Genomic DNA, 25,299 nt, shown 5'->3' on the forward strand with positions numbered 1-25,299 from the left:
GGAGGATCATGCGCGCCATACCTCTACTTTCGCTTCTGCTGAGTGGCTGGTTAGTTGTTCCAGCCCACGCCGATGAAGCTCAGGACTGGCTGACCCGTCTTGGTCAGGCCGAGCAGCAGCAAAGCTTTCACGGTACCTTCGTCTACGAGCGTAACGGTAGTTTTTCTACCCATAACATCTGGCACCGCGTCCAGGATGGCAAAGTCCGCGAGCGGTTACTCCAGCTCGACGGCTCTGCGCAGGAAGTCGTGCGCATTGATGGGCATACTCAATGCGTCAGCGGCGCCCTGATAGCCGGGCTGGGGGATTCGCCAAACTCCGCTGCTCGTGCCCTCGATCCCCAAAAGCTCAAGAATTGGTATGACCTTGCTGTCATAGGCAAGTCGCGCGTGGCCGGGCGAGCGGCAGTGATTGTTTCACTGACGCCTCGCGATCAACACCGTTACGGGTTTGAACTGCATCTGGATAAAGAAACCGGACTGCCGCTCAAGTCGTTGCTGCTCGATGACAAGGGGCGATTACTGGAGCGATTCCAGTTCACGCAGCTTGATACCGTCAATGTTCCCTCCGACAGCGAATTGCAGCCTGGCGCCGATTGCAAAGCAATCAATCTCGAAAGTGACAAGGCTTCCGCAGTCAAAGCAGCACAGGTCTGGCATTCAGACTGGTTACCACCCGGTTTCGAGCTGACGAGCAGCACGGCGCGCAAGGATCCGGAGACTAAAACCCAGGTCAGCAGCTTGCTTTTTGACGATGGCCTGGCGCGTTTTTCGGTGTTCCTGGAGCCATTGAATGGCGCAGCAGTTACCGATACCCGGACTCAGCTGGGGCCAACTGTTGCGGTTTCCCGCCGCTTGACCACACCACAAGGCGAAATGTTGGTGACAGTGGTCGGTGAGATTCCGGCAGGTACCGCTGAACGAATTGCGTTATCCATGCGTAATGACGCCGCTGCCAACAAGCAGTGAGCTGAAATCGAAATGTTTCGTGAGCATTTCAATTTGCAAATACCCTCAAAATTTTTTATAGGTCAGAGCCCCTCGGCTCTGGCCTTGTTTGTTGTTCCCGGAACAAAAATACCGGCGTATCTTTCCCGGTGTTCCTTGATCCATATCGCTTAACCATGCTCGTCGTAACGGGAGCCGTATGTCGATACCACGTTTGAAGTCTTATCTGTCCATTTTTGCCACCGTGCTGGTGCTTGGTCAGGCAGTCGCTGCGCAAGCAGTCGAACTGCCTGACTTCACCCAGTTGGTCGAGCAGGCCTCGCCGGCGGTGGTGAACATCAGTACCACGCAGAAGCTGCCGGACCGCAAAGTGAACCAGCAGATGCCTGACCTCGAAGGCTTGCCGCCGATGCTGCGCGAGTTCTTTGAGCGTGGCATGCCGCCACAACCGCGCACGCCCCGAGGCGATCGTCAACGTGAAGCCCAATCCCTGGGCTCGGGTTTCATCATCTCGTCCGACGGCTACATCCTGACCAACAACCACGTAATCGCTGATGCCGACGAGATTCTCGTGCGTCTCGCCGACCGCAGCGAAATGAAGGCCAAGCTGGTCGGCACCGACCCGCGTTCCGACGTGGCGCTACTGAAAATCGAAGGCAAGGACCTGCCGGTCCTGAAACTCGGTAAATCCCAGGATCTGAAGGCCGGCCAATGGGTTGTGGCGATCGGTTCGCCATTTGGCTTTGACCATACGGTGACCCAGGGCATCGTCAGTGCCGTCGGCCGTAGCCTGCCAAATGAAAACTATGTGCCGTTTATTCAGACCGACGTGCCGATCAACCCGGGTAACTCCGGTGGGCCACTGTTCAACCTCAATGGCGAAGTGGTCGGGATCAACTCACAGATCTACACCCGTTCCGGCGGCTTTATGGGCGTTTCGTTCGCGATCCCCATCGACGTGGCCATGGACGTTTCCAATCAGCTGAAAAGCGGCGGCAAAGTCAGCCGTGGCTGGTTGGGCGTAGTGATCCAGGAAGTAAGCAAGGATCTGGCCGAGTCGTTCGGTCTGGAAAAGCCGGCCGGTGCCCTGGTCGCTCAGATCCAGGATGACGGCCCGGCAGCGAAGGGTGGTCTGCAAGTCGGCGACGTGATCCTGAGCATGAATGGTCAACCCATCGTGATGTCCGCCGATCTGCCGCATCTGGTGGGTGCATTGAAGGCTGGCTCCAAGGCCAATCTTGAAGTGATTCGTGAGGGCAAGCGCAAGAATGTCGAAGTGACGGTCGGCGCTATTCCGGACGAAGACAAAGAGCTGGATGAGCTACCGAAATCGGGCATCGAGAGCAATAGCAATCGTCTCGGTGTTTCGGTCGTCGAGCTGACCGCCGAGCAGAAGAAGACCTACGACCTCAAAGGCGGCGTGGTGATCAAGGAGGTTCAGGAGGGGCCTGCTGCGATGATCGGCTTGCAGCCGGGTGATGTGATTACTCACCTGAACAACCAGGCGATCGAATCCACCAAGCAATTTACTGACATCGCCAAGGCATTGCCGAAGAATCGCTCGGTGTCGATGCGGGTCTTGCGCCAAGGTCGCGCCAGCTTCATTACTTTCAAACTGGCTGAATGATCCGGTTGCTGACTGAATGAAAAACCGCCTCGAAAGAGGCGGTTTTTTTTGCGCTTGATAAATCAATGATTTGTGAAGTCTTCAGCCCATCATGTCCTTGATCATGCGCTCCTGCTCCATCAACTCTCGCTGACGGGCATCGATTCGCGACGTCAACGGGAAGTTGCTGCCAGCCTTGCGCTTGGCGAAATCCAGTTGCTGGATGGCCTGGCGATAGTCACCGACCAGGGCGAAGTATTCGGCGCGAGCCTGATGCAGGCCGATGATGTTGCCCGACAGACCGCGAGTCTCGGCCACCTGATACCACACGTCTGGATCGTCCGGGCGCGACTTGAGCAGGCCTTCCAGTGCTTTTTCGGCATCGGCGGCGCGGTTCTGTTTCAACAGAAGGTCGACGCGCACCTGGTTCAGCGGATAGTTGCCGGGGTACTGAGTCAACATTCGGTCCACCCGGGTTTGCGCTTCCGCCAGACGATTGTTGGTGATATCCAGATCGATTTGCGCGAGGTTGTAAATGATCTCGTTAGGCGATTTCGCCAGCAGCAGCTTGAGGTTTTCCCGTGCCTCGTTCAGTTGGCCGCCCTTGACTTGGGCGATTGCCAATCCGTAGCGTGCGACATCGCTTTTGGGGTTTTCATCCAGTTGCGCGCGGAAGCGCTTGGCACCCAATCCCGGGGTTTCCTCATAGGTCAGTTGAACCCGTGCGCGAATCAGTTGATAGCGCAGGGAGTCTTCGATGCCGCCCTGCGGCGCCTGTTCAGCGCGGTTGCGGGTGTCGGCGATACGCGATTCGGTCACAGGGTGAGTCAGCAGGAATTCCGGTGGCTTGGCATCGTAGCGATACTGTCGGCCCAGACGCTCGAACATGGTTGGCATGGAGCGGGGATCGTAGCCGGCTTTTTCCAGATTGAGGATGCCGATGCGATCGGCTTCCTGTTCGTTTTGACGCGAGAAGCGCCGCTGTTCCTGAAGCGCCGCTGCCTGAGTACCGGCAATGGCGGCGATCCCGGCATCACCGGCACCGGCCGCGGCAATCACGATCCCGGCCAGTAATGCGGCCATCATGGGCACTTGCATGCGCTGTTGGGCTTCGACGCCACGGGCAAAGTGGCGCTGCGACAAGTGAGCCAGTTCGTGAGCCAGTACCGAGGCGTACTCACCTTCGGTCTGGGCATTGAGGAACAAGCCGCCGTTGACCCCGACAATCCCGCCCGGCGCCGCGAAGGCGTTGAGTTGCGGACTGTTGATCAGGATGAATTCCAGGCGCCGGTCATTGACCTGACTGGTCTCCACCAGTCGGTAGACGCTGGATTCGACATAGTCCTTGAGCTGCGGATCGTTGAGCTGCGATACCTGGCTGCGCAACAGTGCCAGCCACGCGCGGCCCAACTGGTATTCCTGCTGCGGCGAGACAATGGCAGAACTGGCGTCGCCGAGTGACGGCAGGTCGTCGGCGAAGCCCGGTGAAGCGAGCAGGCAAGCGAGCGTCAGCAGGGTAGGGCGCAGGAAAGTCATGCACAAAGCCTTAGTCGACAAAGACCTTACTGTAGCCGGACACCGGCCTTGCGACCAGATATTCTAGGCAACCCAAATGCCTGAACCGGAGTGATGCAATGACCGACGCTGTAGCCCATGACGTTGAGCTGGACGCCAGTGGCTTGAATTGCCCGTTGCCGTTGCTCAAGGCCAAGATGGAACTCAATCGGATGACCAGTGGAGCAGTGCTCAAAGTGATTGCCACCGATGCGGGTTCTCAGCGCGACTTTCGCACCTTTGCCCGATTGGCGGGTCATACGCTGCTTCGCGAAGAAGATGAAGCGGGCGTGTACCGCTATTGGTTGAAAAAAGCCTGAAACCTGCGGCATTTGTTCTTAAGGATTATTGATGTTCAAAGTGTTACGCGACTGGATTCAGCGCTACTTCTCCGATGAAGAGGCTGTGGTTCTGGCAGTTCTGCTGTTCCTGGCGTTCACCGCCGTGCTGACCCTCGGCGGCATGCTGGCACCGGTGCTGGCCGGGATGGTGCTGGCGTACCTGATGCAGGGACTGGTGTTGACGCTCGAACGCCTGCGTATGCCGGGCGGGGCCGCGGTGGGATTGGTCTTCGCACTGTTCATGGGGGTGTTGCTGGTGTTCATCGTGGTCGTGGTGCCGCTGCTCTGGCATCAGTTGATCACCTTGTTCAACGAGTTGCCGGGCATGCTTGCCAAGTGGCAATCGCTGCTACTGCTGCTACCGGAACGCTACCCGCATCTGGTGTCTGACGAACAGGTCCTGCAGGCCATCGAAGTGGCGCGGGGCGAGATCGGCAAGTTCGGGCAGTGGGCGTTGACGTTCTCGCTGTCGAGCCTGCCGCTGTTGGTCAACATGATGATCTATCTGGTGCTGGTGCCGATTCTGGTGTTTTTCTTCCTCAAGGACCGGGCGATGATCGGGCAGTGGGTGCGCGGTTATCTACCCCGGGAGCGAGCGCTGATCACCCGTGTCGCCCATGAAATGAACCGGCAGATCGCCAACTACATTCGTGGCAAGGTCATCGAGATTTTCATTTGCGGTGGCGTGACCTACATCGCCTTTGTCGTGTTGGAACTCAATTACGCAGCGCTGCTGGCATTGCTGGTAGGCGTGTCGGTGGTGGTGCCCTATGTCGGGGCCGTGGTGGTGACCGTGCCGGTGTTTTTGATTGCGCTGTTCCAGTGGGGCTGGAGCGATCAATTCATCTATTTGATGGCGGTTTACGGGATCATCCAGACACTGGATGGCAACGTGCTGGTGCCGTTGCTGTTTTCGGAAGCGGTCAACCTGCATCCGGTGGCAATCATCTGTGCGGTGTTGTTGTTTGGCGGGTTGTGGGGATTCTGGGGGGTGTTCTTTGCGATACCCCTGGCGACCCTGTTCAAGGCCGTGCTGGACGCCTGGCCGCGCAAGGAGCCGGTGGTGGCGCCGTTGTTGTAGCTGGTTGCTCTGATTTGTTCGGTGAGGGCTGATGGCCTCTTCGCGAGCAGGCTCGCTCCCTCAGGTAAGTTCGTGGTGAACACGAAACTAATGTGGGACCGATCCTGCTCGGGAAGGCGTCAGGGCTGGCGCCAGAGAAATCAGGCCTTGTTCAATGCCTGAGCAGCCGCCAGAACAGCATCCACATGCCCCGGCACTTTCACGCCACGCCATTCCTGGCGCAATACGCCATTCTTGTCGATCAGGAATGTACTGCGATCCACGCCCATGTATTCCTTGCCATAAAGCTTCTTCAACTTGATCACGTCGAACAGCTGGCAAAGCGCTTCTTCCTTGTCGCTGATCAGTTCGAACGTGAACGCTTGCTTGGTCTTGAAGTTCTCGTGGGACTTCAGGCTGTCGCGGGACACGCCGAACACTTCGGTGTTGGCTGCTTTAAAAGCTTCAAGCTGATCGCGAAAGCCCTGGCCCTGGGTCGTGCAACCCGGAGTACTGTCCTTCGGATAAAAGTAGATCACCACCTGCTTGCCTCTGAGCGCCGCCAGGCTGACGGTTTGCCCGCTGGTGGCGGGTGCTTCGAAGTCGGCAACCGGTTGGTCGATGGCAACGGCCATGAAAAGCTTCCTTACATTGGGTTTTGTGGGCGCCACGGTTCGATCAGGGCATCCAGGTTCAGCGCATCGGCGAAATCCAGGAACTGATCGCGCAACCAACTGATTTGCACGCCGGCCGGCAAGGTCACGGTAAACGTGGCATTGAGCATGGTGCCGCCGGTTTGCGGCGCCTGATAGGTATCGCAGGTCAGGTTTTCCAGCTCGACGTTGTGATCCATGAAGAACTGGCACAGCTCGTTGATGATGTCCGAGCGGTAGGCCGAGCTGACATACGCAACGTACGGCAGCGCCTGGGGACGGTTCTCCAGGGCGGCGCTGCGCACCACGTTGACGGTGAAGGCGTGCCGTTTTGCCAGCACTGGCAGGCTGCCTTCCAGACGTGCCAGGGCGTCCCAACTACCCGAGACTTCAAGGACCAACGCACTGCACTCGCCGTGACGGGTCAGGCGAGAGGTGACCACGGCGCAACGATTTTCATGGCTGGCGCGGCACAGGACGTTAGTCAGCTCCATGGGGTTGGCGCCGAGGGCACTGATGACAAGGAATTGTTCGCGAACTGTGGGGGTGGACATGCAGCATTCCTAAAGCGATGAGCGGTCGGTACTTCTATCGGCTTGTTTTACCGGGGTACGAGCCTGCGGATGCGAACTCAGAAAGCCCCAGGCGCAGGTCGCAACGTGCTCCAGTATGGCAGGAGCGAGAGGTGGACGCGCTGGAATGGGGCTTGTGATGCCGAAAATGGAGGCTGAAACCCGACGTACGAGCTTGTCAGTACCGATCAAAGTCTGAAGGGTAGCGAAAAGCAGCGCCAAGGGGAATGGCGGCAGCGCAGTACTTCGCTTGTACAAGCATCTTGGCGCCAGTACCATTACGGCTCTCTTTTTCCGGCAGGAGCGGTTGCATGATTGCGGGCAGTATGGTGGCACTGGTCACACCCATGGATGCACAAGGTCGTCTCGATTGGGACAGCTTGAGCAAACTGGTGGACTTTCACCTGCAAAACGGCACCCACGCCATTGTGGCGGTCGGCACCACAGGTGAATCGGCCACCCTTGATGTGAACGAACACATCGAAGTCATCCGTCGCGTCGTGAAGCAGGTCAATGGCCGCATTCCGGTGATCGCCGGTACCGGCGCCAACTCGACCCGCGAAGCCATCGAGCTGACCACCAACGCGAAGAACGCCGGCGCCGACGCCTGCCTGCTGGTCACGCCGTACTACAACAAGCCGACCCAGGAAGGCCTGTACCAGCACTTCAAGGCCATCGCCGAGGCCGTCGACATCCCGCAGATCCTCTATAACGTGCCAGGTCGCACCGCATGCGACATGCAGGCCGAGACCGTGATCCGCCTGTCGACCGTCAAGAACATCATCGGCATCAAGGAAGCCACCGGCGACCTGAAACGCGCCAAAGCGATCATCGACGGTGTCAGCAGCAATTTCCTGGTGATCTCCGGTGACGATGCCACCGCGGTCGAGCTGATCCTGCTGGGCGGCAAGGGCAATATTTCGGTCACCGCCAACGTCGCCCCTCGCGATATGGCTGACCTGTGCATCGCCGCCCTGAACGGCGATGCCGAGAAGGCGCGTGCCATTCATGAAAAGCTGATGCCACTCAATAAAACCCTGTTTATCGAATCCAACCCTATTCCCGTGAAATGGGCGCTGCATGAAATGGGCTTGATGCCGGACGGTATCCGTCTGCCGCTCACCTGGCTCAGCGCTGAATGTCACGAACCGCTGCGCCAGGCCATGCGCCTGTCCGGCGTCCTGGTTTAATTGAGGAAGTACAACGCATGAAGCGAATGGCCGGACTTTCCGCACTTGCCTTGATTATCTCCAGCACCAGTGGCTGTGGGTGGATCTGGGGCCCGGAAGGTTATTTCCGTGACCGTGGTAGCGATTACCTGGAAGCGAAACAGACTGCACCGATGCAAATGCCACCGGACGTCAAAACCGCCAAGCGTCTGGACCCGCTGTTGCCGATCCCGCGCAACGTGGCTGATGACACTGCCAAGGGTGAGTACATCGTTCCTCGGCCGCAGCCATTGTCCGCCGCAGCCGACGCCAGTGCCTATTCCCTGCAGAAGAGCGGCGATTCGCGTTCGATCCTTGCGCAGAATTCCCCGGCTGAGGTCTGGCCAGTGGCTGTCCAGTTCTTCCAGGACAATGGCTTCCGTCTTGATGAACAGCGTCCGCAAACCGGCGAGTTCACCACGACCTGGCAGCATTCCGACGAGCTGTCGGCTGCCATGGCCAAGCGTCTGAGCGCGGCGGGCGTCAGCACCGACAGCGAAACCCGCGTTCGGGTACGTATCGAGCCAGGCGTGCAGCGCAACACCAGCGAAGTCTACGTGGTCAGTGCCGAGCGTCCTGCCGGCAGCACCGCCGACGTGGCCTTTACCAACCGTTCGGTCAATACCGGCCTGGACGCGGCACTGGTCGATGACATGCTCGCGAGCATGAGCCGCAGTTCGGAGAAGGGCGGTTCGGTCTCCATGCTGGCCTCCCGTGATTTCGACACCCCGAGCCGTGTCAGCCTGAGCGTGGACGGCAGCGGTAACCCTGTCCTGAACGTCGGTACCGACCTGGATCGTGCCTGGTCGAGCGTCGGCCGTGCATTGGAACAGGGCGAATGGCGTGTTGAAGACATCAACCGCAGCCTGGGCCTGTACTACATCAACCTGGCTGAAAAAGCCGAGAAGAAGGACGACAAGCCAGGTTTCTTCAGTGGTCTGTTCGGCGGCAAGCCGAACAAGGAAGAACTTGAAGCTCGCGCCGAGCGTTATCAGGTTCGCCTGAGCAAGGTGGGTGACAGCGTCCAGGTCACCGTCGAGAAAAACATCAACACCGTGGCGCCGGCCGATGTGGCGCGTAAAGTGTTGACCGTGATTCAGGACAATCTGGGCTGATCACATGCGTTTTGCCGTTCTCGGCAGCGGTAGCCAAGGGAACGGCACGCTGATAGCCAGCGCTGATACGTATGTACTGGTGGATTGTGGTTTCTCCCTGCGGGAAACCGAAAAACGCCTGCTGCGCCTGGGTGTGAACCCTGCACAGTTGAGTGCGATACTCGTGACCCACGAACATGCCGACCACGTGCATGGCGTGGGTTTGCTGTCTCGGCGTTACAATCTGCCCGTCTACCTCAGTCGCGGCACCTTGCGCGGGATGCGCAAACCCATCGAACCCGCAGGTTTTCTGGCGGGCGGTGAGCAACTGCAGGTCGGCGACTTGAGCATCAGCGTCATTGCCGTGGCCCACGATGCGCAGGAGCCGACGCAATATGTATTCAGTGATGGTGAGCGGCGTTTCGGCCTGTTGACCGACCTGGGATCGTATTGCAACAAGGTATTGGACGGTTATCGGGATCTCGATGCATTGATGATCGAGGCCAACCATTGCCGTGACATGCTGGCTCGCGGTCATTACCCGTACTTTCTCAAGCAACGGGTGGGCGGCGAACTGGGACATTTGAACAACCATCAGGCGGCATTCCTGGTGGCCGAGTTGGGCTGGCAAGGCCTGCAACACCTGGTCCTGGCCCATCTGAGCAGCAAGAACAACCTGCCGCAGCTGGCCCGGCAATGTTTTGTCGACACCCTCGGGTGCGACCCGGACTGGCTGCAACTGGCCGATCAAGATTCAGGGCTCGACTGGCGATATATCGCCTAGCCCATCTACTTAGCAAGCGGAGCCCATCATGGAAAAACGTGAAGAACTCTACCGCGGCAAAGCCAAATCGGTTTACAAGACCGATGACGCTGACCGCTTGATCCTGCTGTTTCGCAACGACACCTCGGCGTTCGACGGCAAGCGCATCGAACAGCTCGACCGCAAAGGCATGGTGAACAACAAGTTCAACGCCTTCATCATGCAGAAACTCGAAGCGGCCGGTGTGCCGACCCAATTCGACAAACTGCTGGGCGACAACGAGTGCCTGGTGAAGAAGCTGGACATGATCCCGGTCGAGTGCGTCGTGCGTAACTACGCCGCCGGCAGCCTGGTCAAGCGCCTGGGTGTCGAAGAGGGCATGAAGCTCAATCCTTACACCTTCGAACTGTTCCTGAAGGACGACGCCAAGGGCGACCCGTTCATCAACGAATCCCACGTCGTGGCATTCGGCTGGGGCACCGCCGAGCAGCTGGTCCGCATGAAAGAGTTGTCGCTCAAGGTCAATGAAATCCTGAGCAAACTGTTCGACGACGCTGGCCTGTTGCTGGTGGATTTCAAGCTGGAGTTCGGCGTGTTCAGCGATGGCTCCATCGTGCTGGGCGACGAGTTCAGCCCGGACGGCTGCCGCCTCTGGGACAAGGACACCAAGAAGAAAATGGACAAGGACCGCTTCCGCCAGGGCCTCGGTGACGTCATCGAAGCCTATGAAGAAGTGGCCAATCGTCTGGGCGTACCGCTTTAATCGACGCAAGCATCTGATAGCACAGAAATATTTCGCGAAAGGGGGTTCGCTTCCGGTGAAAGTGTTGTTATGATGCGCGCCGTTGGAGAGATGCCAGAGTGGCCGAATGGGACGGATTCGAAATCCGTTGTACCTTCACCGGTACCTAGGGTTCGAATCCCTATCTCTCCGCCATACATGAAAAAAGCCCCGTCGCTGAAAAGTTACGGGGCTTTTTTGTTTGTCTGGATTTTCTGTTTAAAAAATTGAGTGTCGGATCAAGCAGTAATCCTGTGTAAGAAAAATATGCCTATCCAAGGGAATAGTGACTCATCCCTGTCGTTCAATTTACTGCCCTCCGAATCCATTGCTCACCCCGCGATTCAAGGGGTTTCCTCACGAAATATCCCCTGACACTCAATCAGTCCACCTATAAAAATCCCCATCTACTCTGGCTCCCACAGATCACTGATCTGTCGTCATCAGCAATCGCAAGGAGCGAGCAATGTATTTTGAGATTTACAGGCAAACCCGTGGCACCGTTCAGCATGGAAAGGGCCAATGGCGGTGGCGTTTGCGGGCGGGGAATCATGAAACGATTGCCAGTGGGGAAGCTTACGTCAACAAGTCTGACTGCGTGCATGCCATCAGCTTGATCAAGGGAACGTGCGATCAGACCCCGATCAAGGAGATCTAGGCTTCAGGCGGTGAAGCTGCTCACTCAGAGCAGCTTCGTTTCAACCGGGCGGTATTACGGTTGCGAGTGGCCCAGTTTTCTCTTGATCAAGTCGTAGACGTCCTTGTGGGTGGAGTTGTGCAGGGATTTGTCCTTGCAGGCCGAGGCCAGGAAGGTTTTCACCTCTTCCTTTGCATGAGGGTAAAGGCCGGCGACGTAGTCAGCTTCGTGAGGCTGGGCGCAGTTGAAGTGTTTGTCGTCTTTCGCTTTATCTCTAGCCATTGAGTAGCTCCTTGAGTTCGGTAAGCCAAGAGCGGTTGCCCTGGGCCTCCTGAGCTTAGGGGCGCACGGGCGTCCCGCCAGGTGTGCAAGGAAATCAGGAAAAGCCTGTAGGACGAGGCGCGTGAACGGATTCGCATTAAACGTAAATGCCCGAGGCTATTTGTTCCGCCGCATAGACGCCGATTGCGGCACCTCCCTACACTGTCGACAGTTAATGCGCGTGGGTGCAAAGGATGAATCGCAACGAACTACGCAAGGCCGACATCAACCTGATGGTGGTGTTTGAATCGCTGATGCTGGAGCGCAATGTCACCAAAGTGGCGAAGAAGTTGTTTCTTGGTCAGCCCACCATCAGCTCGGCGCTCAACCGCTTGCGTACGATGTTCAATGATCCGTTGTTCATCCGCGTCGGCCATCGCATGGAGCCGACGGCGCGGGCCGAGGAGATTTTTCGGCACTTGTCGCCAGCGCTGGATTCGCTGTCCGTGGCGTTGAGCCTGACCCATGATTTCGACCCGAGCAGCAGCACCATGACCTTTCGAATCGGTATGTCGGACGATGTCGAATTCGGTCTGTTGCCGCCGCTGCTACGTGCGTTGCGTCAGGAAGCGCCGAAGGTGGTCTTCGTGGTGCAGAATGTCGATCATTGGCGGGTTTCCGACCTCCTGGCGTCCGGCGATATAACGGTCGCTGTCACCCAGACTCGCGGCTTGCCGGCCAATGCCAAGCGCAAATTGCTGCGACACATCCACCCCGCTGTATTACGTGCAGATGCGTCCGATACGCCGCTGACCGTCGATGAGTATTGCTCGCGACCACATGTACTGGTTTCCCACATCGCCAACGTCAGTGGGTTCGCCGATGAGTGGCTGGCGCAGCTCGGTCGTTCGCGTCAGGTAGTGCTCTCGGTGCCACAGTACAGCTCATTGCCGGCGTTGCTGGCCGGTACGGATCTGATTGCCAGCCTGCCGGATTACACCGCCGAGGCGATGGCAGCCACGGGGCTGTTGTTCAAGGAGCCGTTTCCGTTCAAGACGCCGACCCTCGAGCTGTCCATGGTTTGGCTCAGTCATGTCGACAGTGACCCCGCCGAGCGCTGGTTGCGCTCACGGCTTGAAGCGTTCATGGGGGAGCGCAATCTGTTGTCGCTGTCCCAGTGAACGGAGCAACGCCGTGCTATATGTATGAACTTTCCACCGACCATCAGGAGTTACGTCATGCCTCACCTGCACTTGGAATACACCGCCAACCTGCCTGATCTGAATGCCGATGTGGCCTTGATGCGGCTTAACAATGCGCTGGTGGCTTCAGGTCAGTTCGGTGCCGAATTCGACATCAAGAGTCGTGCGATCAAGGTCGAGACATTCAAGGTCGGCACGGCGTTGGCAGAGCGGGCGTTCGTGCATGTGAAGCTGGCGCTGTTGAGCGGACGTTCGCCGCAGATCAAGCAGCAGTTGTCCGAAAGCCTGCTGGCGGTGGTGAAAGAGCTGTGTGAATGGCCGGTGGGGGTTGAGGTCCAGTTGTGCGTGGAGCTGCTCGACATCGATCGCGAGTCGTATACCAAAACGGCCATCGGCGTTTGAATGTCAGATCACTGCGGCTCGGCGCAGGCCTTGATCACTTGCTCTCGCAACCAGGTGTTGGCACTGTCCTGATCGGCGCTTTGGCTCCACTGCATGTCGAGGGTAAAGCCCGGTAAGCCATTGGGCGCTTCTCTGTGATCGAAGATGGCCTCGTCGGCCAGTAATCGCTGGATGCGCCGCGGCAGGGTGAGGATGAAGTCAGTGCCGGTGATCATCTTCAGTGCCGCGCTGTAGCTATTGGCCCGCGCAACAATCTGCCGCTGCCGGGCCTGCTGTGCCAACCAGCCGTCGACCATGTTGGTGGTGGACGTCCAGGGTGTCGGGAACACATGCCGGCGTTCGACGAAGGTGTGCAGGCTCAGGCGCTTCTCCAGCGGTGCGGCGCGCTGATCGAAGACGCAAACCAGATCATCTTCCAGCAATGTCCGTGCGTTGAAGTCGCCATGGTTGCGATGAAAGTTCGGACCGAATCCAATCACCAGATCGAGACTGCCATCGCGTAGTGCATCGGCCGGGATGTCGGTTTCCAGCTTTTGCATATTGATCATCACTGGAAGTCCGGCGAGTGCGAAGTTTCTCAACAGGCGCGGCAGGACCAACTGCTCGAAGTATTCCGGTGCACAAATGTTGAAGGTCGCCGGTTGCAACGCCGGATCGAACGCTGGCGCGCCGGCGTGGCACAGGTTGATGTTTTCGAGGATCGTCAGCACGTGGGGGTACATGCTGCCGGCTTTGTAAGTGGGGCGCATGCCCGTGCGAGTGTTGATGAACAGCTCGTCTTCGAAGCTGCTGCGCAGTTTTTTCAGGCAATAACTCACGGTGGACTGGCTGACGCACAACGCCTCGGAAACGCCGGTAACGCTGTTTTGCTCATACACGGCGACGAACACCATGAGGTCCTGCATATCCAGTTTTCTTAGCACGTTACTGTTCAGCATCCATTCCGTCTCGAAGTGCTCGTTGCGCTGATCGTGCGCAATCTTGTGCGACTGATCCTAGCGGAATGACGGGGCGAGGAAAACGGCCTGTCAGATTTCAGTTCTGAACCGTGTCGGGCATCGCATTTCGGCTGGACATCAACAGCGCCAGCATACCGACCCCGACCAACATTGCCCCCATCACCTCCAACGGCTGTGGCGCCTGATGCCACCAAAACCAGTGAAACATCGTAATAAACAGCGTGCTCAGGTAGATGTAGGAAATCACCGAGGACGGCGCGATCACGCCAATCGCGCGGTGCAGCAGCCAGAACGTCGCCAGGGTGGCGAACAACGCCAGGTACATCAGCCAGTAAAAATCACTCATCGTCAGCAATGACGCCGACTTCCAGCCGCCACTGAATCCGCAGAACCCCAGCAGAAACAGCGCCCCGAACAGCATGTTCCAGAACGTCATGCCCACCGGTCCGCGACCTTTGAGGCTATCGGCCTTGAGCCGCTGGCTGAGGGGCGAGTAGAGCGCCATCGCCAGGCAACCGGCGCCGTACACCGACAGCGCGTACAGCGAAGGCAGTTCGCCCGGACCGGTCCCCTTCATCACCAGCAGCACAGCCCCGGCAGCGGCAATCAGCATCGGAATCACCCGCTGTTTCAGGTTGCTGCCGGGAATCAACACGGCTTCGAAAGCCAGCGTCAGCAGTGGCACCAGGGTGAACAGCGTTCCGGTGTTGACTGCCGAGGTATAGCGCAGCGCCTCGAACAGCGAGCCGAAATACACCGCCAGCAACAAGCCGAGTGCGCCATGGCCGAGCAGTCCGCGGGCGGTGATGGGGCTATCGCCCTTGATCAGCAGGAGGGGCAAAAACACCAGGGCACAGAACAGCAGGCGCAGACCGGTCAGCAGAACCGGGTCGATGGCTTGACTGACCTGCGCCGCGGCAGCAAACGACGCAGCGATCAACAAGGCCCAAAGCAACATGCCGGCGTGAGCGACGGCGAAACCGCTGTGTTTCATGGTGGGATTCCCGGTCAGTGGATGTGGCGGGCGTAGTGCCGTGGATTGAAGCGCAAGACCATCAGCAGCATCAGTGCCATGACGCCGGTGAGTGACCACCAGGCCCACTCGAAACTGCCGAGTTGGTCGCGGATCATCCCGGCGATCAGGGGTGAGAAACCGGCAATCAGGTAGCCGATGCCCTGCACGAATGCGGTCAGTCCACCGGCGCGCCGGGGATCATCCAGGTGGTCCAGCGACACGATCAGGCTCATCGGAAACAGCCCGCCGATACCCAGGCCCAACAGGCACGGCCATAACAGGGCCAAGTGTTGCGTAGCGAGGATCAGCCCGCAGAAACCCGCCATGATCAGTGCCAGCAACACCATCAGCACCAGGCGCCGATCACGGCTGCGATTGGCGATGACGGGGGTCACCAGGCCCGACAGCACTTCCATGGCCGTCAGCAAGCCCAGCAATAATCCGGCCTGTTGTTCGCTCCAGCCTTTTTCCACGTAGTACGGGGCCAACCAGGCGAGCACGCAGGTGTAGGATGCCGTGCCCAGGCCAAAGAAGGCCGCGAGTAACCAGGCGCGCGCACTGGAGAAGAAGGAAGCGTTGCCAGATGACTTTGCATCCTGCGCCGGTAGTCTTGAGCGCTGGGCGCACCAGAACAGCAGCGCCAGTACTGCCAGCAACGACCAGATCGCCAGGCCCACGCGCCAACTGCCGGTGTGAGCCATCACCAAGGGGGCGAAAGAGGCGGCGATGGCGGCGCCACCCATGATCGACGTGACGTAGAGCCCCATGCAAAGGGCGACGTTGTCGCGGAAGCGGGACTTGATCAGCACCGGCATCAGCGCCTGGATCAACGCAATGCCGATGCCGGCCAGCACGGCGCTGAGGATCAGTTCTGCCACCGAATCGAGAAACAGACGCGACACCGTGGCCACGCCGATAATCAGCAGCGACAGCACGATCGTGCGGTGTTCGCCCAGGCGACGGCTGATCGCAAGACCGAAGAACATCGCAAGTCCCATGGCCACTACCGGTAGCATGGTCAGCAGTGAGGCCAGACTGAAACTCAGCGGGATGTCGCCGCGAATCGCCGACAGCAAAGGCCCGACCGCAGCCATGGAGGGACGCAGGTTCAGGGCGACGATAACAATGCCGAACATCAACCAGTGGGCGGGGCGGGAGAGGGCGCGAATGTTTTCCATGATCGATCCTTGGGCCACAGGGAGTCGATTAGGCGCGCGGAGGCCGGAGGCGGCAAATCAGAAAGTCCGGGGTGGTATTTGGAAATTAAATAATACGGGAGCAACGAAGATCCCCTGCTCGCTTGCGCAGGGGATTTTTCTTACCTTGCGAAGCCTGACCCGCAGCTGAACCATTCTCAAATAAGCTGAACGTTTTAGTCGAATTTCGAGATGAAACCATTCGTTGGCGTCCTTTTCACAAAAAATTGATGGCCGAATGGTTAGACTTTGAGCTGCCGCGAAAAATGAATTTTTCACATTTGCCGGCGGCACTACTATTCAGGAACAGCCGATTACCATGTTGAAGATGAAAGCCGTGCGCCCAGAGTGGGTGACACTGATTGCCAGCACCTTTTTATTGACAGCCTTCAATCTGGTGTTGTGGCAGCACCTGTTTGAAATCACCACGGCTGATGGTAAAGGCATCGTCATGCGCGTGGCTTTCGGGGCGATGATTCTTGCCGCCTTCAACATTGTGCTGACCTTGCTGGCGTTCCGTCCTGTCATGAAGCCGGTCTTGACGTTGCTGTTCATGGTCAGTGCTGGCGTGGCTTATTTCATGAGCCAATATGGCGTGTTGATCGATGCCGGCATGTTTCGCAACTTTGCTGAAACCAATGCCACGGAAGTACGCGATTTACTGTCGATAAAATTGCTTGTTTATATTGTTTTGCTGGGTGTTTTGCCATCGTGGTTGTTGTGGAAAACGCCGATCAATTATCGTCGCTGGCATCGTGAGCTATTAAGTAAAGTTCTGGTGAGCATTGCTTCGGCTGCGGTCATCGGTGGCGTCGCCCTGATTAACTATCAAGGGCTTTCGTCGTTGTTTCGCAATCACCATGAATTGCGCCTGATGGTGGTGCCGAGCAACTACATCGGCGCGTCGTTTGGTTACCTGCGTGAACAGGTCGTCTCCGCACAGCAACCCTTTGTCAAAATCGGTGAAGATGCCCAGCGAAACCCCGCTTGGCAAACCCATGCCCGCAAATCCCTGACCGTCCTGGTGGTGGGTGAAAGTGCGCGGGCCGAGAACTTCGGCATCCTTGGTTACAACCGCGATACCACGCCAAAACTCAATAAAGAGGCGGGCCTGATCGCTTTCACGGATGTGCATTCCTGCGGTACGGAAACCGCGGTGTCGGTGCCCTGCATGTTTTCCAACATGGGCCGTCAGGACTATGACGCCAGCAAGGCGAAGAATGAAGAAGGCCTGCTTGACGTGCTCAAGCGCGCCGGCCTCGATGTCATCTGGCGCGACAACCAGTCTGGCTGCAAAGGCACTTGCAACCGGGTGACTATCGAAGATGTCAGTGACCTGAAAGACCCGGTGCTGTGCGCCAACAGTGAATGCCGTGATGAAATCCTGCTGCAAGGTTTACAGCAGTTCATCGATAAGCTTGATAAAGACACGGTGCTGGTGTTGCATCAAATGGGCAGTCATGGCCCTGAATACTTCAAGCGCTACCCGAAAGAGTACGAGCGCTTTACCCCGGTCTGTGAAAGTAATGCGCTGAACAATTGCAGTCGCGAAAGTATCGTCAACGGCTACGACAACACGCTGGTCTATACCGACCATGTATTGTCCACCCTGATCGATCTGCTGCGCAGCAACCAGGACAAGGTCGATACCGCGATGATGTACCTGTCGGATCACGGTGAATCCCTGGGCGAGTTCAACCTTTTCCTGCACGGCACGCCTTACATGCTGGCACCGGAGCAACAGAAACACGTGGCCATGCTGGCCTGGTTCTCCGACAGCTACCAAAAGTCGTTTTCGGTAGACACCCACTGCCTGGAACAGGGCCGTGACAAACCCTTGAGCCAGGACAACCTGTTCCATTCGATGCTGGGGCTGCTGGAAGTCGACAGCAAAGTCTATGACCCGCAACTGGATATGTTTGCCGGCTGCCGTGGCGCGGCGATCAACGGCGTACTGGCCAAGAAATGAGTGCCTTAACTATTCATCATGCAACGGCCGTTTACCGGCGGCCGATACACCGCTAATCAAGAGCCATCGCAAATGACTGCCCAGTCCCCATCCGCCATTGAGCTTGAGTTCGCCCGGCGCTACGACCAGGAGCACGCCCGCGTCTGCTTGCAGCCGCAGGCGCAGACCCTGGCCGGGCGTTTGGCGTTCTGGCGTGAGGAGCAGTTGGTGCGTCGTGCGCTCAAGGTCGCCGGCGAGCCGGGGTTGATCCTCGATGTGGCCTGTGGTGTCGGGCGCTTCTGGCCGGTGCTGGCCGAGCATGCGAACCGGGTAATTCTGGCGAACGATCCATCCCAGGACATTCTCGACCATGCCCGAACCCATCATCCACAGAGTTTGTTGAAGCGGATCAGGACCTTTCAAAGCTCGGCTTTCACCATTGGTCTGTCGGAAAATGCGGTTGACTGTGTTTTTTGCATGCAGCTGTTCCAACACCTCGCCAACCCCGAGCATCGCCTGGCGATGCTCGGCGAGTTTCACCGGGTCAGTCGCGATACGGTGATTGTCGCGGTGCGGGTCGGAGGTCGATTCAAGGCGCGGCGTACAGACGTGGAAGGGCTTGCAGCCCGACCGCTGGCAAGCAAGGTCGAGGTGGAGGCCGAATTCAGGCAGGCAGGTTTTCACTTGCTCAGCCATCAGGATTTCTTTCCCGGCTGCGCGCCGATGCGGGTTTACGTGCTGCGCAAGGTCGGCTAGCCCGGCTTTGTCGGACTATTCTTTTCGATAAGCAGGTATTTTCGCAAATGCTCTTGTTCAGTGGATGCGCGGAAATCGCCGGGGGCGATATATACTGCGCGCCATTCTTCAAGGGAGAGCCGTGTGGCCATCGATATTCACTGGATTCGCGACAACGATAGCCTCGGCCGGTTTTGCGCCGAGTGGCAGCAGTTGCCATACGTTGCCCTCGACACCGAATTCATGCGGGTCGACACCTTCTATCCGATCGCCGGCCTGCTGCAGGTGGGCGATGGCATGCGCGCCTACCTCATCGATCCGCTGACCATCGACAACTGGCAGCCTCTGGCCGCGTTGCTGGAAAACCCGGCAGTGGTCAAAGTCCTGCATGCCTGCAGCGAAGACCTTGAAGTCCTGCTGCGCCTGACTGGCAGCCTGCCGGCATCGTTGTTCGACACACAACTGGCCGCCGCTTACCTGAACCTGGGTTTTTCCATGGGCTATTCGCGGCTGGTGCAGGAAGTGCTCGGCATTGACCTGCCCAAGGGCGAAACCCGTTCCGACTGGCTCCAACGTCCGCTTTCCGAAACCCAGATCAGTTACGCCGCTGAAGACGCCGTGCACCTTGCGGAGCTTTTCGTACAGCTGCGTCCGAAGCTGTCTGACGACAAATATGCATGGGTCCTGGAAGACGGCGCCGAACTGGTCGCAAACCTGCGCCGCGAGACTGACCCGTACGAGGTCTATCGCGACGCCAAGCTGGCCTGGAAACTGTCGCGCGCCCAACTTGCCGTGCTGCGTGAACTCTGCGCCTGGCGCGAGACAGAGGCACGCGCCCGTGACCTGCCGCGCAACCGTATCATCCGCGAGCATTCGCTGTGGCCACTGGCGCGCACGCAACCGGACAACCTCGGCGCATTGGCGAAAATCGAAGACATGCACCCGCGAACCGTACGTCAGGACGGTGAGTTTTTGCTTGGTCTGATCAAGCGCGCTGGCAGTGTATCGCCTGATCAATGGCCACCCGCTGTGCCGGAGCCATTGCCGGTGGACGCCGCGGCGCTGCTCAAGCGGATGAAAGCCATCGGCCAGGCCGAGGCTGAGCGCCTGAACATCGCGCCAGAGCTGATGCTGCGCAAGAAAACCCTGGAAGCGCTGCTCAAAAGCGGCTTCCCCAACGGTCCCTACCAATTGCCTGAATCGCTGCGTGGCTGGCGCCGCGAGCTGATGGGCCAGGCGCTGCTGGACAGCCTGGCCACCGCCGGAGAACAGCCTTGAAACGTATTTGCTCGATCTACCGCAGTCCGAAGAGAAACGAGATGTACCTGTATGTACTCAAGAGCGATGCACTTGAGCGCGTACCGGAGCCCCTGATGGCCGCTTTCGGCAAGCCTATCCACGCTTTCGACCTGGTGCTGAGCCCCGAGCGCAAACTGTCGCGCGAGGACATTACCGTCGTGCTGGAGAACCTCGAGAAGCAGGGTTATCACCTGCAAATGCCACCGGCCGAAGAGGAATACATCGAGCACTTGCCGGAAGAGTTGTTGCGACGCAACGACCCGATGTAATCGGCAGACAGGCTCTGTTCAGAGCCTTTGTGAAACACTGGAATGATTTTGGCGATGGCCGCGACGACGCAGCAGTCTTGCGTCGACGGTCGTCTGCAGCGCTTTTTTGAAAGGTTGAAGCATGCGCGTTCTGATTGCCGAACACGACCACCCTGTATACGCCCAACTGCTGCGCGAAGCTGCGCCGGAACTGGAAGTGCTGACCAGCGGTGATTCCGCGGAACTGGCCCGACAGGCCGCCGAGTGTCCGGTCTGGCTCGGCCAGCCTGACCTGCTGGCGACCTTGCTACGTCAGGGCCATCAACCGCAATGGCTGCAATCGACCTGGGCGGGCATCACGCCACTGCTGGCCGATGGCCTGCCACGCCACTATCGTCTGACCCGCGCTGTGGGGATATTCGGTCAGGTCATGGCCGAGTACGTGCTCACCTACATGCTCGGTCATGAACGGGAGGTGCTGGCACGGCTGGTCAGCCAGGTCGAGCGCAAGTGGGACAGTCGCCATGGCCAGAGCCTGGCGGGACGCAAGGTGCTGATCGTCGGCACTGGTGATATCGGGCAGACGGTGGCGCAGTTCCTCGTACCCTTTGGTGTCGAGTTGTATGGCGTCGCCAGTGAGGCCCGTGAGCAGGCACCGTTTGTCGAAGTCGGTTCGCTGGCCGACCTGCCACGTTTGGTCGGTCAAGTGGACTACGTGGTCAATTTGCTGCCAAATACCCCGAACACTCACGATATCTACAATGCGGCGCTGTTCAAGCAATTCAAGCCGACCGGGTTGTTCATCAACGTCGGGCGCGGTGTGGCAGTGGTCGATGCGGATCTGGTGGAAGCCTTGAAAGAAGGCCATCTGGCGGGCGCCGTGATTGACGTCTGCCGCCAGGAGCCACTGCCGCAGCGCCATCCGTTCTGGACAGCCTGGGGCTTGCTGCTGACCGGCCACAGTTCGGCGCCGACTTCGCCATCCTTGATGGTGAAGCTGTTTATCGAGAACCTGCGGGCCTATCAGGCAGGTGAGGCGTTGCGCGGGGAAGTGGATTTCGATCGCGGGTATTAAATCCGCCATGACCCCTGTAGGAGCGAGCCTGCTCGCGATGGTGTGTCAGTCGACACCAATGTGGCTGACACTCCATCGCGAGCAGGCTCGCTCCTACAGTAGATCTATGATGTGGATTAAAGGGTGAAATCACCTTCAGCAGCCAGCTCGCTCAGCGGCCGGCGCGGGCTTGGTTCTTCGCGGGCTTGCAGGTACTCGGCCAGGGTAGCTTTGTCACCCAGTTTGCCAATCGCGACGGCAGCGTGCAGTGCATAGCCCTCGGGGACGTTCAGCTCCTTGCGGGTCAGTTCCTGATCGAAACCGGCCATGCCGTGGGTGTGCCAGCCGCTGATGCTCGCTTGCAGCGCCAGGTGGCCCCAGGCCGAACCGGTGTCGAAGGTGTGCCACAGGGCCGGGGTTTCTTCGCTGGCGCCGGGCGCCGTGAAGGTAGTCTTCGAGATCACGATTACCAGGGCCGAGGCGTGTTGCGCCCAGCTGCGGTTGAATTCGTTCAGCAGGCCCAGGTAACGCTCCCAGTTCGGCGTGTCGCGACGCGCGTAAAGAAAGCGCCAGGGTTGCGAGTTGTAGGCCGACGGCGCCCAGCGTGCGGCTTCGAAGAAACTCAGCAGGGTTTCTTCGGGGATGGTTTCACCGGTGAAAGCGCGAGGTGACCAGCGGTCGGTGAATTGAGGGTGGATGGCGTAATCGGCAACGCGTGGGTTTGCACTCATCAAGAGATTCCTTGCTACGTTTGAAAGTGAGGGACGTCTGAAACCTGCGGGCACAGTTGAGCTGGGCGATAAGGTTCCTCGAGAGCCGTGGCGGATCACCGTAATGCAACGCGGTCGGCGTTAATGGCAGGCAGGTCTGGCTCCTTGCGACTGGCAAAGCTACTTGTCGACGCAAAAACTGACAAGCCCCCGATCTACCGGCAGTCGCCAGTGCTTGGCCCGCAGAGCTGCGGGCACTAGACTGGCGGCCTTTTCACCACCTGATGTTGATGCTTGAGCCATGGCCGCCAAAGTCGAACCGTTCTGGATACGCAAAACCCTCGATCAACTCGATCAAGAGGAGTGGGAATCGCTGTGCGACGGTTGCGGCCTGTGCTGTCTGCAAAAACTTGAAGATGAAGATGACAACAGCGTCTATTACACGCGTATCGCCTGCAAACTGCTGGATCTGAAAACCTGCCAGTGCAGCGATTACCCGAACCGTCGCGACTCGGTGCCGGACTGCATCCAGCTCACACCGGGCAAGGCCGACGAATTCAAATGGCTGCCGCCAACCTGCGGCTATCGCCTGGTCAGCGAGGGCAAGGACTTGCCGTTGTGGCATCACCTGGTGTGCGGGGATCGCGATGCGGTGCATCACGAACGCATTTCCCAGTCCGGGCGCATGCTCGCCGAAGGCAGCGTCCCCGAAGATGATTGGGAAGACCATCTGATTTTCCGCGCGGGTTAAGTTTCAACAAGGAGTGTGTATGGCTGTGGGATGGCGGCGGGCGCTGGTCGTTGGGCTTCTGACCCTGAGCTCACCCGTGTGGGCGGCGAAGAAGGTTGATCTGGATTACCACGTGCGCTTGATACCGCAAAGTGACCAGGCTGAAGTACGCCTTACGCTGGCGCAAGGATCGGCGGTCCGTAGCCTGGATTTCGACCTGGGCGACGGCAGTCATTACAGCGATTTCAAGGCCGACGGCCAGTGGCAGCTGACACCGGGTACACAGACCCGCGGTGTCTGGCACCCGGCCACAGACAAGGCCAGCCTGACCTACCGTGTACGCATCAGCCACGGCCGCAAGAGCGGCAGCTTCGACACCCGAATGACCCCGACCTGGGCATTGCTGCGCGGTGACGATCTGGTGCCTGCCGCCAAACTCGATCAGCAGGACGGCATCGAACTGGTGTCACGCCTGGAATTCGAGCTGCCCAACGGCTGGAAAAGCGTCGAAACCGCCTGGCCGCGAATCGGCAAGAACAAGTTCCGCATCGACAACGTCTCCCGATTGTTCGACCGGCCTACCGGTTGGATGCTCGCCGGCCATCTTGGCAGCCGTCGCACCCGGCTGGGAGAAACCGAAGTCACCGTGGCCTCGCCCCAAGGTCAGGGTATGCGGCGTATGGATGTGTTGACCCTGCTGACGTTTGTCTGGCCACAAGTACAAGCCGTGTTCCCTCGCCATCCCACCAAGCTGTTGATTGTCGGCGCCAGCGATCCGATGTGGCGCGGCAGTCTCGCCGCGCACGAGTCGATCTACTTGAACAGTCGCTTGCCACTGGTCAGCGAAAACGGCAGCAGTGCGCTGGTGCGAGAGTTGGCACAGCTGTTCGGACGGATCAACGACGGTCAGCGCAGTGACTGGATCAGCGAAGGTTTTGCCGAGTACTACGCCATCGAACTGGTGCGCCGCGCCGGTGGCATGAGTGACGAACGTTACCAGAGTTTGCAGGGGCGCTTGGCGAAGGACGGTCAGGCCGTCACCACCTTGCGCGGCGAGCAGATCAACCCGGCACAGATTTCAAAAGCGGTGGTGCTGTTGCAGGAGCTGGATCGCGAGATTCGCCTGAAGACCCGCAACAAGCGTTCACTGGATGATGTGCTGCGGGCAGCGATGCGGCTGGAAAGTGTGGATACCAAGGAGTTTGTGCAGCTCAGTGAGAGCGTGATTGGCGACTCCTCCAGGGTCCTTGATACCGAGTTGATTCAGTAACATCGCCATCGCTGGCAAGCCAGCTCCCACAGTAATTGGTGTGCGCACCACATAACCTGTAGGAGCTGGCTTGCCAGCGAAAGGGCCCTAAGCCTCAGCACCGATTCCGGATCAGACCCCGGCTTTCGGCGACTTCAACGAATCATTACCTGTCACCGTCGCGGTTTTGGTCGCTGCCTCGGCATTGGCCTTCAATTGTTTCAAGTCTTCACTGGCTCGCTGGATTTTCGCCCGCACGTTATCCATGTCCTGGCGGCTTTTTTCCAGCAGGCTTTTCGCCGAGCTATGACCGGTGATGCCGCGGGCCAGGGCCACGCCGCCGATGGCCACCTGGATCAAGCCGAAGAGGCCGCCACGACGCAGGCCCTTGCCCACCATCACCACGCCACCAGCCAGGGAACCGATGCGCTCCCAACCTTGAACGTTGTGGTCGGTAGGGGTCTGGAACGGGGTGGATTCGATGCGTTCTACGCGTTTGAGTTCGCTCATGATACGTCTCCAGGCGGGAAGGGCTGTTCGGTCATGGATAGTTAAGCTGACTGCCGCAGCGGCCAGCTTGTTCCATCGGATGTTCGGCAACTCAGCGGAATTTCGGCCCCGAACGGGTATTGAGGCCCTTGGCCATGCGGTCGTACAGCACGACGTTGACCGTGGCGGCCAGGTTCATGCAGCCGGTGGTCGGGATGTAGACCACGTCTTCGCACCAGTCACGGATCTCTTTATCCAGTGAGCCGTCTTCCGGGCCGAAGATGTACAGCGCGCGGTCCGGGTGGGTGTATTCGGGCAACGGGCGGGCGCCGTCGACCAGCTCCACGGCGACCGGAACACAGTTCAGCGGCAGGATTTTCTTCAGATCGTCGATGCCGATCAGCGGGATGTCGTAATGGACGCGCTTGGTATCGGTGACGAAATCGGCGGCGCGCTCATAGCGCTTGCCGGTGTAGAACACCGATGCCACGCCGTAGCAACCAGCGGCGCGCATCACCGAACCGACGTTCTCCGGTGATTTGGGGTTATACAAACCAATGCAGCTGTACCGTTTGTCTGCCACGAG

Annotated in this window: 28 protein-coding genes and 1 tRNA gene; 19 read left to right on the plus strand and 10 right to left on the minus strand. The window is 58.7% G+C overall.

Annotation, left to right across the window (positions count from 1 at the left end):
• Positions 1 to 8: 8 nt before the first annotated feature.
• Together LAB08_RS06415 and LAB08_RS06420 are read left to right on the plus strand one after the other, a co-directional pair.
• Entirely contained in the window at positions 9 to 968 is a 960-nt protein-coding gene (locus tag LAB08_RS06415) for a MucB/RseB C-terminal domain-containing protein (RefSeq protein ID WP_096512999.1), read from the plus strand.
• A 178-nt stretch (positions 969 to 1,146) separates the two neighbouring features.
• A complete protein-coding gene (locus LAB08_RS06420) occupies positions 1,147 to 2,574 on the plus strand; it encodes a DegQ family serine endoprotease (protein WP_096512998.1) in 1,428 nt (475 codons plus the stop codon).
• 81 nt (positions 2,575 to 2,655) lie between these two features.
• On the opposite strand, the gene LAB08_RS06425 is transcribed toward LAB08_RS06420, so the two are convergent.
• Positions 2,656 to 4,089, minus strand: a complete 1,434-nt coding sequence (locus LAB08_RS06425; RefSeq protein ID WP_096512997.1) for a M48 family metalloprotease — start codon at positions 4,087 to 4,089, stop codon at positions 2,656 to 2,658.
• Positions 4,090 to 4,187: 98 nt separating this feature from the next.
• Here LAB08_RS06425 and LAB08_RS06430 point away from each other — a divergent pair, with 98 nt between their 5' ends.
• Complete coding sequence (locus LAB08_RS06430) at positions 4,188 to 4,427, plus strand: sulfurtransferase TusA family protein (RefSeq protein WP_096512996.1); 240 nt, start codon at positions 4,188 to 4,190, stop codon at positions 4,425 to 4,427.
• Positions 4,428 to 4,458: 31 nt separating this feature from the next.
• Positions 4,459 to 5,529, plus strand: coding sequence for an AI-2E family transporter (locus LAB08_RS06435; protein ID WP_096512995.1), 1,071 nt, complete (start codon positions 4,459 to 4,461; stop codon positions 5,527 to 5,529).
• A 140-nt stretch (positions 5,530 to 5,669) separates the two neighbouring features.
• Here the strand turns inward: LAB08_RS06435 and LAB08_RS06440 are convergent, their stop codons facing one another.
• Together LAB08_RS06440 and LAB08_RS06445 are read right to left on the minus strand one after the other, a co-directional pair.
• Positions 5,670 to 6,143: a peroxiredoxin gene (locus LAB08_RS06440; protein WP_096512994.1), complete on the minus strand. Its 474-nt coding sequence runs from the start codon at positions 6,141 to 6,143 to the stop codon at positions 5,670 to 5,672.
• Between the two features lie 11 nt (positions 6,144 to 6,154).
• Entirely contained in the window at positions 6,155 to 6,715 is a 561-nt protein-coding gene (locus tag LAB08_RS06445; protein WP_056856013.1) for a glycine cleavage system transcriptional repressor, read from the minus strand.
• 329 nt (positions 6,716 to 7,044) lie between these two features.
• Between LAB08_RS06445 and dapA the strand changes: the two genes are divergently transcribed.
• From dapA to LAB08_RS06475, 6 genes are all read left to right on the plus strand, one after another.
• Entirely contained in the window at positions 7,045 to 7,923 is an 879-nt protein-coding gene (gene dapA / locus LAB08_RS06450) for a 4-hydroxy-tetrahydrodipicolinate synthase (RefSeq protein WP_096512992.1), read from the plus strand.
• A 17-nt stretch (positions 7,924 to 7,940) separates the two neighbouring features.
• Positions 7,941 to 9,056 carry an NlpB/DapX family lipoprotein gene (gene bamC / locus LAB08_RS06455; RefSeq protein WP_096512991.1) on the plus strand — a complete coding sequence of 372 codons (1,116 nt, stop codon included), beginning with the start codon at positions 7,941 to 7,943 and terminating at the stop codon, positions 9,054 to 9,056.
• A 4-nt stretch (positions 9,057 to 9,060) separates the two neighbouring features.
• Positions 9,061 to 9,819 (plus strand): MBL fold metallo-hydrolase, encoded by a 759-nt coding sequence (locus LAB08_RS06460; RefSeq protein ID WP_096512990.1) that lies wholly within the window; start codon positions 9,061 to 9,063, stop codon positions 9,817 to 9,819.
• Positions 9,820 to 9,847: 28 nt separating this feature from the next.
• Positions 9,848 to 10,561, plus strand: a complete 714-nt coding sequence (gene purC, locus LAB08_RS06465) for a phosphoribosylaminoimidazolesuccinocarboxamide synthase (protein ID WP_060541247.1) — start codon at positions 9,848 to 9,850, stop codon at positions 10,559 to 10,561.
• 84 nt (positions 10,562 to 10,645) lie between these two features.
• A tRNA-Ser gene (locus LAB08_RS06470) sits at positions 10,646 to 10,735 on the plus strand.
• A 310-nt stretch (positions 10,736 to 11,045) separates the two neighbouring features.
• Positions 11,046 to 11,237, plus strand: a complete 192-nt coding sequence (locus tag LAB08_RS06475) for a YegP family protein (RefSeq protein WP_096512989.1) — start codon at positions 11,046 to 11,048, stop codon at positions 11,235 to 11,237.
• Between the two features lie 54 nt (positions 11,238 to 11,291).
• Here the strand turns inward: LAB08_RS06475 and LAB08_RS06480 are convergent, their stop codons facing one another.
• A complete protein-coding gene (locus LAB08_RS06480; RefSeq protein WP_096512988.1) occupies positions 11,292 to 11,498 on the minus strand; it encodes a hypothetical protein in 207 nt (68 codons plus the stop codon).
• Positions 11,499 to 11,731: 233 nt separating this feature from the next.
• On the opposite strand from LAB08_RS06480, the gene LAB08_RS06485 reads away from it, so the two are divergent.
• Both LAB08_RS06485 and LAB08_RS06490 read left to right on the plus strand, forming a co-directional pair.
• Entirely contained in the window at positions 11,732 to 12,658 is a 927-nt protein-coding gene (locus tag LAB08_RS06485; protein ID WP_096512987.1) for a LysR substrate-binding domain-containing protein, read from the plus strand.
• 57 nt (positions 12,659 to 12,715) lie between these two features.
• Positions 12,716 to 13,081, plus strand: coding sequence for a 5-carboxymethyl-2-hydroxymuconate Delta-isomerase (locus LAB08_RS06490; protein WP_096512986.1), 366 nt, complete (start codon positions 12,716 to 12,718; stop codon positions 13,079 to 13,081).
• A gap of 8 nt (positions 13,082 to 13,089) precedes the next feature.
• On the opposite strand, the gene LAB08_RS06495 is transcribed toward LAB08_RS06490, so the two are convergent.
• From LAB08_RS06495 to LAB08_RS06505, 3 genes are all read right to left on the minus strand, one after another.
• Complete coding sequence (locus tag LAB08_RS06495) at positions 13,090 to 14,019, minus strand: LysR family transcriptional regulator (protein WP_096512985.1); 930 nt, start codon at positions 14,017 to 14,019, stop codon at positions 13,090 to 13,092.
• 97 nt (positions 14,020 to 14,116) lie between these two features.
• Positions 14,117 to 15,034, minus strand: a complete 918-nt coding sequence (locus LAB08_RS06500) for a DMT family transporter (RefSeq protein ID WP_096512984.1) — start codon at positions 15,032 to 15,034, stop codon at positions 14,117 to 14,119.
• Positions 15,035 to 15,048: 14 nt separating this feature from the next.
• A complete protein-coding gene (locus tag LAB08_RS06505) occupies positions 15,049 to 16,233 on the minus strand; it encodes a cyanate transporter (protein ID WP_096512983.1) in 1,185 nt (394 codons plus the stop codon).
• A 337-nt stretch (positions 16,234 to 16,570) separates the two neighbouring features.
• Here LAB08_RS06505 and LAB08_RS06510 point away from each other — a divergent pair, with 337 nt between their 5' ends.
• The 5 genes from LAB08_RS06510 (at position 16,571) to LAB08_RS06530 (ending at position 21,556) form a co-directional block, all read left to right on the plus strand.
• Positions 16,571 to 18,220 (plus strand): phosphoethanolamine transferase, encoded by a 1,650-nt coding sequence (locus LAB08_RS06510; protein ID WP_096512982.1) that lies wholly within the window; start codon positions 16,571 to 16,573, stop codon positions 18,218 to 18,220.
• A 72-nt stretch (positions 18,221 to 18,292) separates the two neighbouring features.
• Positions 18,293 to 18,955 carry a class I SAM-dependent methyltransferase gene (locus LAB08_RS06515; RefSeq protein WP_096512981.1) on the plus strand — a complete coding sequence of 221 codons (663 nt, stop codon included), beginning with the start codon at positions 18,293 to 18,295 and terminating at the stop codon, positions 18,953 to 18,955.
• 123 nt (positions 18,956 to 19,078) lie between these two features.
• A complete protein-coding gene (gene rnd / locus LAB08_RS06520) occupies positions 19,079 to 20,212 on the plus strand; it encodes a ribonuclease D (RefSeq protein ID WP_096512980.1) in 1,134 nt (377 codons plus the stop codon).
• Positions 20,209 to 20,502: a YcgL domain-containing protein gene (locus tag LAB08_RS06525; RefSeq protein WP_096512979.1), complete on the plus strand. Its 294-nt coding sequence runs from the start codon at positions 20,209 to 20,211 to the stop codon at positions 20,500 to 20,502. The genes rnd and LAB08_RS06525 overlap by 4 nt, the downstream gene beginning before the upstream one ends.
• 121 nt (positions 20,503 to 20,623) lie before the next feature.
• Positions 20,624 to 21,556, plus strand: a complete 933-nt coding sequence (locus LAB08_RS06530) for a D-2-hydroxyacid dehydrogenase (RefSeq protein ID WP_096512978.1) — start codon at positions 20,624 to 20,626, stop codon at positions 21,554 to 21,556.
• A gap of 116 nt (positions 21,557 to 21,672) precedes the next feature.
• On the opposite strand, the gene LAB08_RS06535 is transcribed toward LAB08_RS06530, so the two are convergent.
• Complete coding sequence (locus tag LAB08_RS06535) at positions 21,673 to 22,266, minus strand: nitroreductase family protein (RefSeq protein WP_096512977.1); 594 nt, start codon at positions 22,264 to 22,266, stop codon at positions 21,673 to 21,675.
• 280 nt (positions 22,267 to 22,546) lie between these two features.
• Between LAB08_RS06535 and LAB08_RS06540 the strand changes: the two genes are divergently transcribed.
• A complete protein-coding gene (locus tag LAB08_RS06540; RefSeq protein ID WP_095195502.1) occupies positions 22,547 to 22,996 on the plus strand; it encodes a YcgN family cysteine cluster protein in 450 nt (149 codons plus the stop codon).
• 19 nt (positions 22,997 to 23,015) lie between these two features.
• Complete coding sequence (locus LAB08_RS06545; protein ID WP_096512976.1) at positions 23,016 to 24,245, plus strand: hypothetical protein; 1,230 nt, start codon at positions 23,016 to 23,018, stop codon at positions 24,243 to 24,245.
• Between the two features lie 111 nt (positions 24,246 to 24,356).
• On the opposite strand, the gene LAB08_RS06550 is transcribed toward LAB08_RS06545, so the two are convergent.
• The gene (locus LAB08_RS06550) at positions 24,357 to 24,734 is read right to left on the minus strand and encodes a YgaP family membrane protein (RefSeq protein ID WP_096512975.1); all 378 of its coding nucleotides are present in this window, start codon (positions 24,732 to 24,734) and stop codon (positions 24,357 to 24,359) included.
• A gap of 91 nt (positions 24,735 to 24,825) precedes the next feature.
• The gene (locus LAB08_RS06555; protein ID WP_046816778.1) at positions 24,826 to 25,296 is read right to left on the minus strand and encodes an RNA methyltransferase; all 471 of its coding nucleotides are present in this window, start codon (positions 25,294 to 25,296) and stop codon (positions 24,826 to 24,828) included.
• Positions 25,297 to 25,299 lie beyond the last annotated feature (3 nt).

The sequence above is a fragment of the Pseudomonas izuensis genome (genome assembly GCF_002356535.2).
GTDB lineage: Bacteria > Pseudomonadota > Gammaproteobacteria > Pseudomonadales > Pseudomonadaceae > Aquipseudomonas > Aquipseudomonas izuensis.

What these genes read in the sequence shown, in the direction of transcription:
- LAB08_RS06440 (WP_096512994.1), bottom strand. Translation starts at nt 6,143, where the DNA reads ATGGCCGTTGCCATCGACCAACCGGTTGCCGACTTCGAAGCACCCGCC.
- LAB08_RS06475 (WP_096512989.1), top strand. Translation starts at nt 11,046, where the DNA reads ATGTATTTTGAGATTTACAGGCAAACCCGTGGCACCGTTCAGCATGGA.
- LAB08_RS06485 (WP_096512987.1), top strand. Translation starts at nt 11,732, where the DNA reads ATGAATCGCAACGAACTACGCAAGGCCGACATCAACCTGATGGTGGTG.
- LAB08_RS06540 (WP_095195502.1), top strand. Translation starts at nt 22,547, where the DNA reads ATGGCCGCCAAAGTCGAACCGTTCTGGATACGCAAAACCCTCGATCAA.
- purC (WP_060541247.1), top strand. Translation starts at nt 9,848, where the DNA reads ATGGAAAAACGTGAAGAACTCTACCGCGGCAAAGCCAAATCGGTTTAC.
- LAB08_RS06545 (WP_096512976.1), top strand. Translation starts at nt 23,016, where the DNA reads ATGGCTGTGGGATGGCGGCGGGCGCTGGTCGTTGGGCTTCTGACCCTG.
- LAB08_RS06500 (WP_096512984.1), bottom strand. Translation starts at nt 15,034, where the DNA reads ATGAAACACAGCGGTTTCGCCGTCGCTCACGCCGGCATGTTGCTTTGG.
- LAB08_RS06445 (WP_056856013.1), bottom strand. Translation starts at nt 6,715, where the DNA reads ATGTCCACCCCCACAGTTCGCGAACAATTCCTTGTCATCAGTGCCCTC.
- LAB08_RS06490 (WP_096512986.1), top strand. Translation starts at nt 12,716, where the DNA reads ATGCCTCACCTGCACTTGGAATACACCGCCAACCTGCCTGATCTGAAT.
- LAB08_RS06420 (WP_096512998.1), top strand. Translation starts at nt 1,147, where the DNA reads ATGTCGATACCACGTTTGAAGTCTTATCTGTCCATTTTTGCCACCGTG.
- LAB08_RS06505 (WP_096512983.1), bottom strand. Translation starts at nt 16,233, where the DNA reads ATGGAAAACATTCGCGCCCTCTCCCGCCCCGCCCACTGGTTGATGTTC.
- LAB08_RS06535 (WP_096512977.1), bottom strand. Translation starts at nt 22,266, where the DNA reads ATGAGTGCAAACCCACGCGTTGCCGATTACGCCATCCACCCTCAATTC.
- LAB08_RS06550 (WP_096512975.1), bottom strand. Translation starts at nt 24,734, where the DNA reads ATGAGCGAACTCAAACGCGTAGAACGCATCGAATCCACCCCGTTCCAG.
- LAB08_RS06460 (WP_096512990.1), top strand. Translation starts at nt 9,061, where the DNA reads ATGCGTTTTGCCGTTCTCGGCAGCGGTAGCCAAGGGAACGGCACGCTG.
- LAB08_RS06495 (WP_096512985.1), bottom strand. Translation starts at nt 14,019, where the DNA reads ATGCTGAACAGTAACGTGCTAAGAAAACTGGATATGCAGGACCTCATG.
- LAB08_RS06515 (WP_096512981.1), top strand. Translation starts at nt 18,293, where the DNA reads ATGACTGCCCAGTCCCCATCCGCCATTGAGCTTGAGTTCGCCCGGCGC.
- LAB08_RS06425 (WP_096512997.1), bottom strand. Translation starts at nt 4,089, where the DNA reads ATGACTTTCCTGCGCCCTACCCTGCTGACGCTCGCTTGCCTGCTCGCT.
- LAB08_RS06530 (WP_096512978.1), top strand. Translation starts at nt 20,624, where the DNA reads ATGCGCGTTCTGATTGCCGAACACGACCACCCTGTATACGCCCAACTG.
- LAB08_RS06480 (WP_096512988.1), bottom strand. Translation starts at nt 11,498, where the DNA reads ATGGCTAGAGATAAAGCGAAAGACGACAAACACTTCAACTGCGCCCAG.
- LAB08_RS06415 (WP_096512999.1), top strand. Translation starts at nt 9, where the DNA reads ATGCGCGCCATACCTCTACTTTCGCTTCTGCTGAGTGGCTGGTTAGTT.
- LAB08_RS06430 (WP_096512996.1), top strand. Translation starts at nt 4,188, where the DNA reads ATGACCGACGCTGTAGCCCATGACGTTGAGCTGGACGCCAGTGGCTTG.
- dapA (WP_096512992.1), top strand. Translation starts at nt 7,045, where the DNA reads ATGATTGCGGGCAGTATGGTGGCACTGGTCACACCCATGGATGCACAA.
- bamC (WP_096512991.1), top strand. Translation starts at nt 7,941, where the DNA reads ATGAAGCGAATGGCCGGACTTTCCGCACTTGCCTTGATTATCTCCAGC.
- LAB08_RS06435 (WP_096512995.1), top strand. Translation starts at nt 4,459, where the DNA reads ATGTTCAAAGTGTTACGCGACTGGATTCAGCGCTACTTCTCCGATGAA.
- LAB08_RS06510 (WP_096512982.1), top strand. Translation starts at nt 16,571, where the DNA reads ATGTTGAAGATGAAAGCCGTGCGCCCAGAGTGGGTGACACTGATTGCC.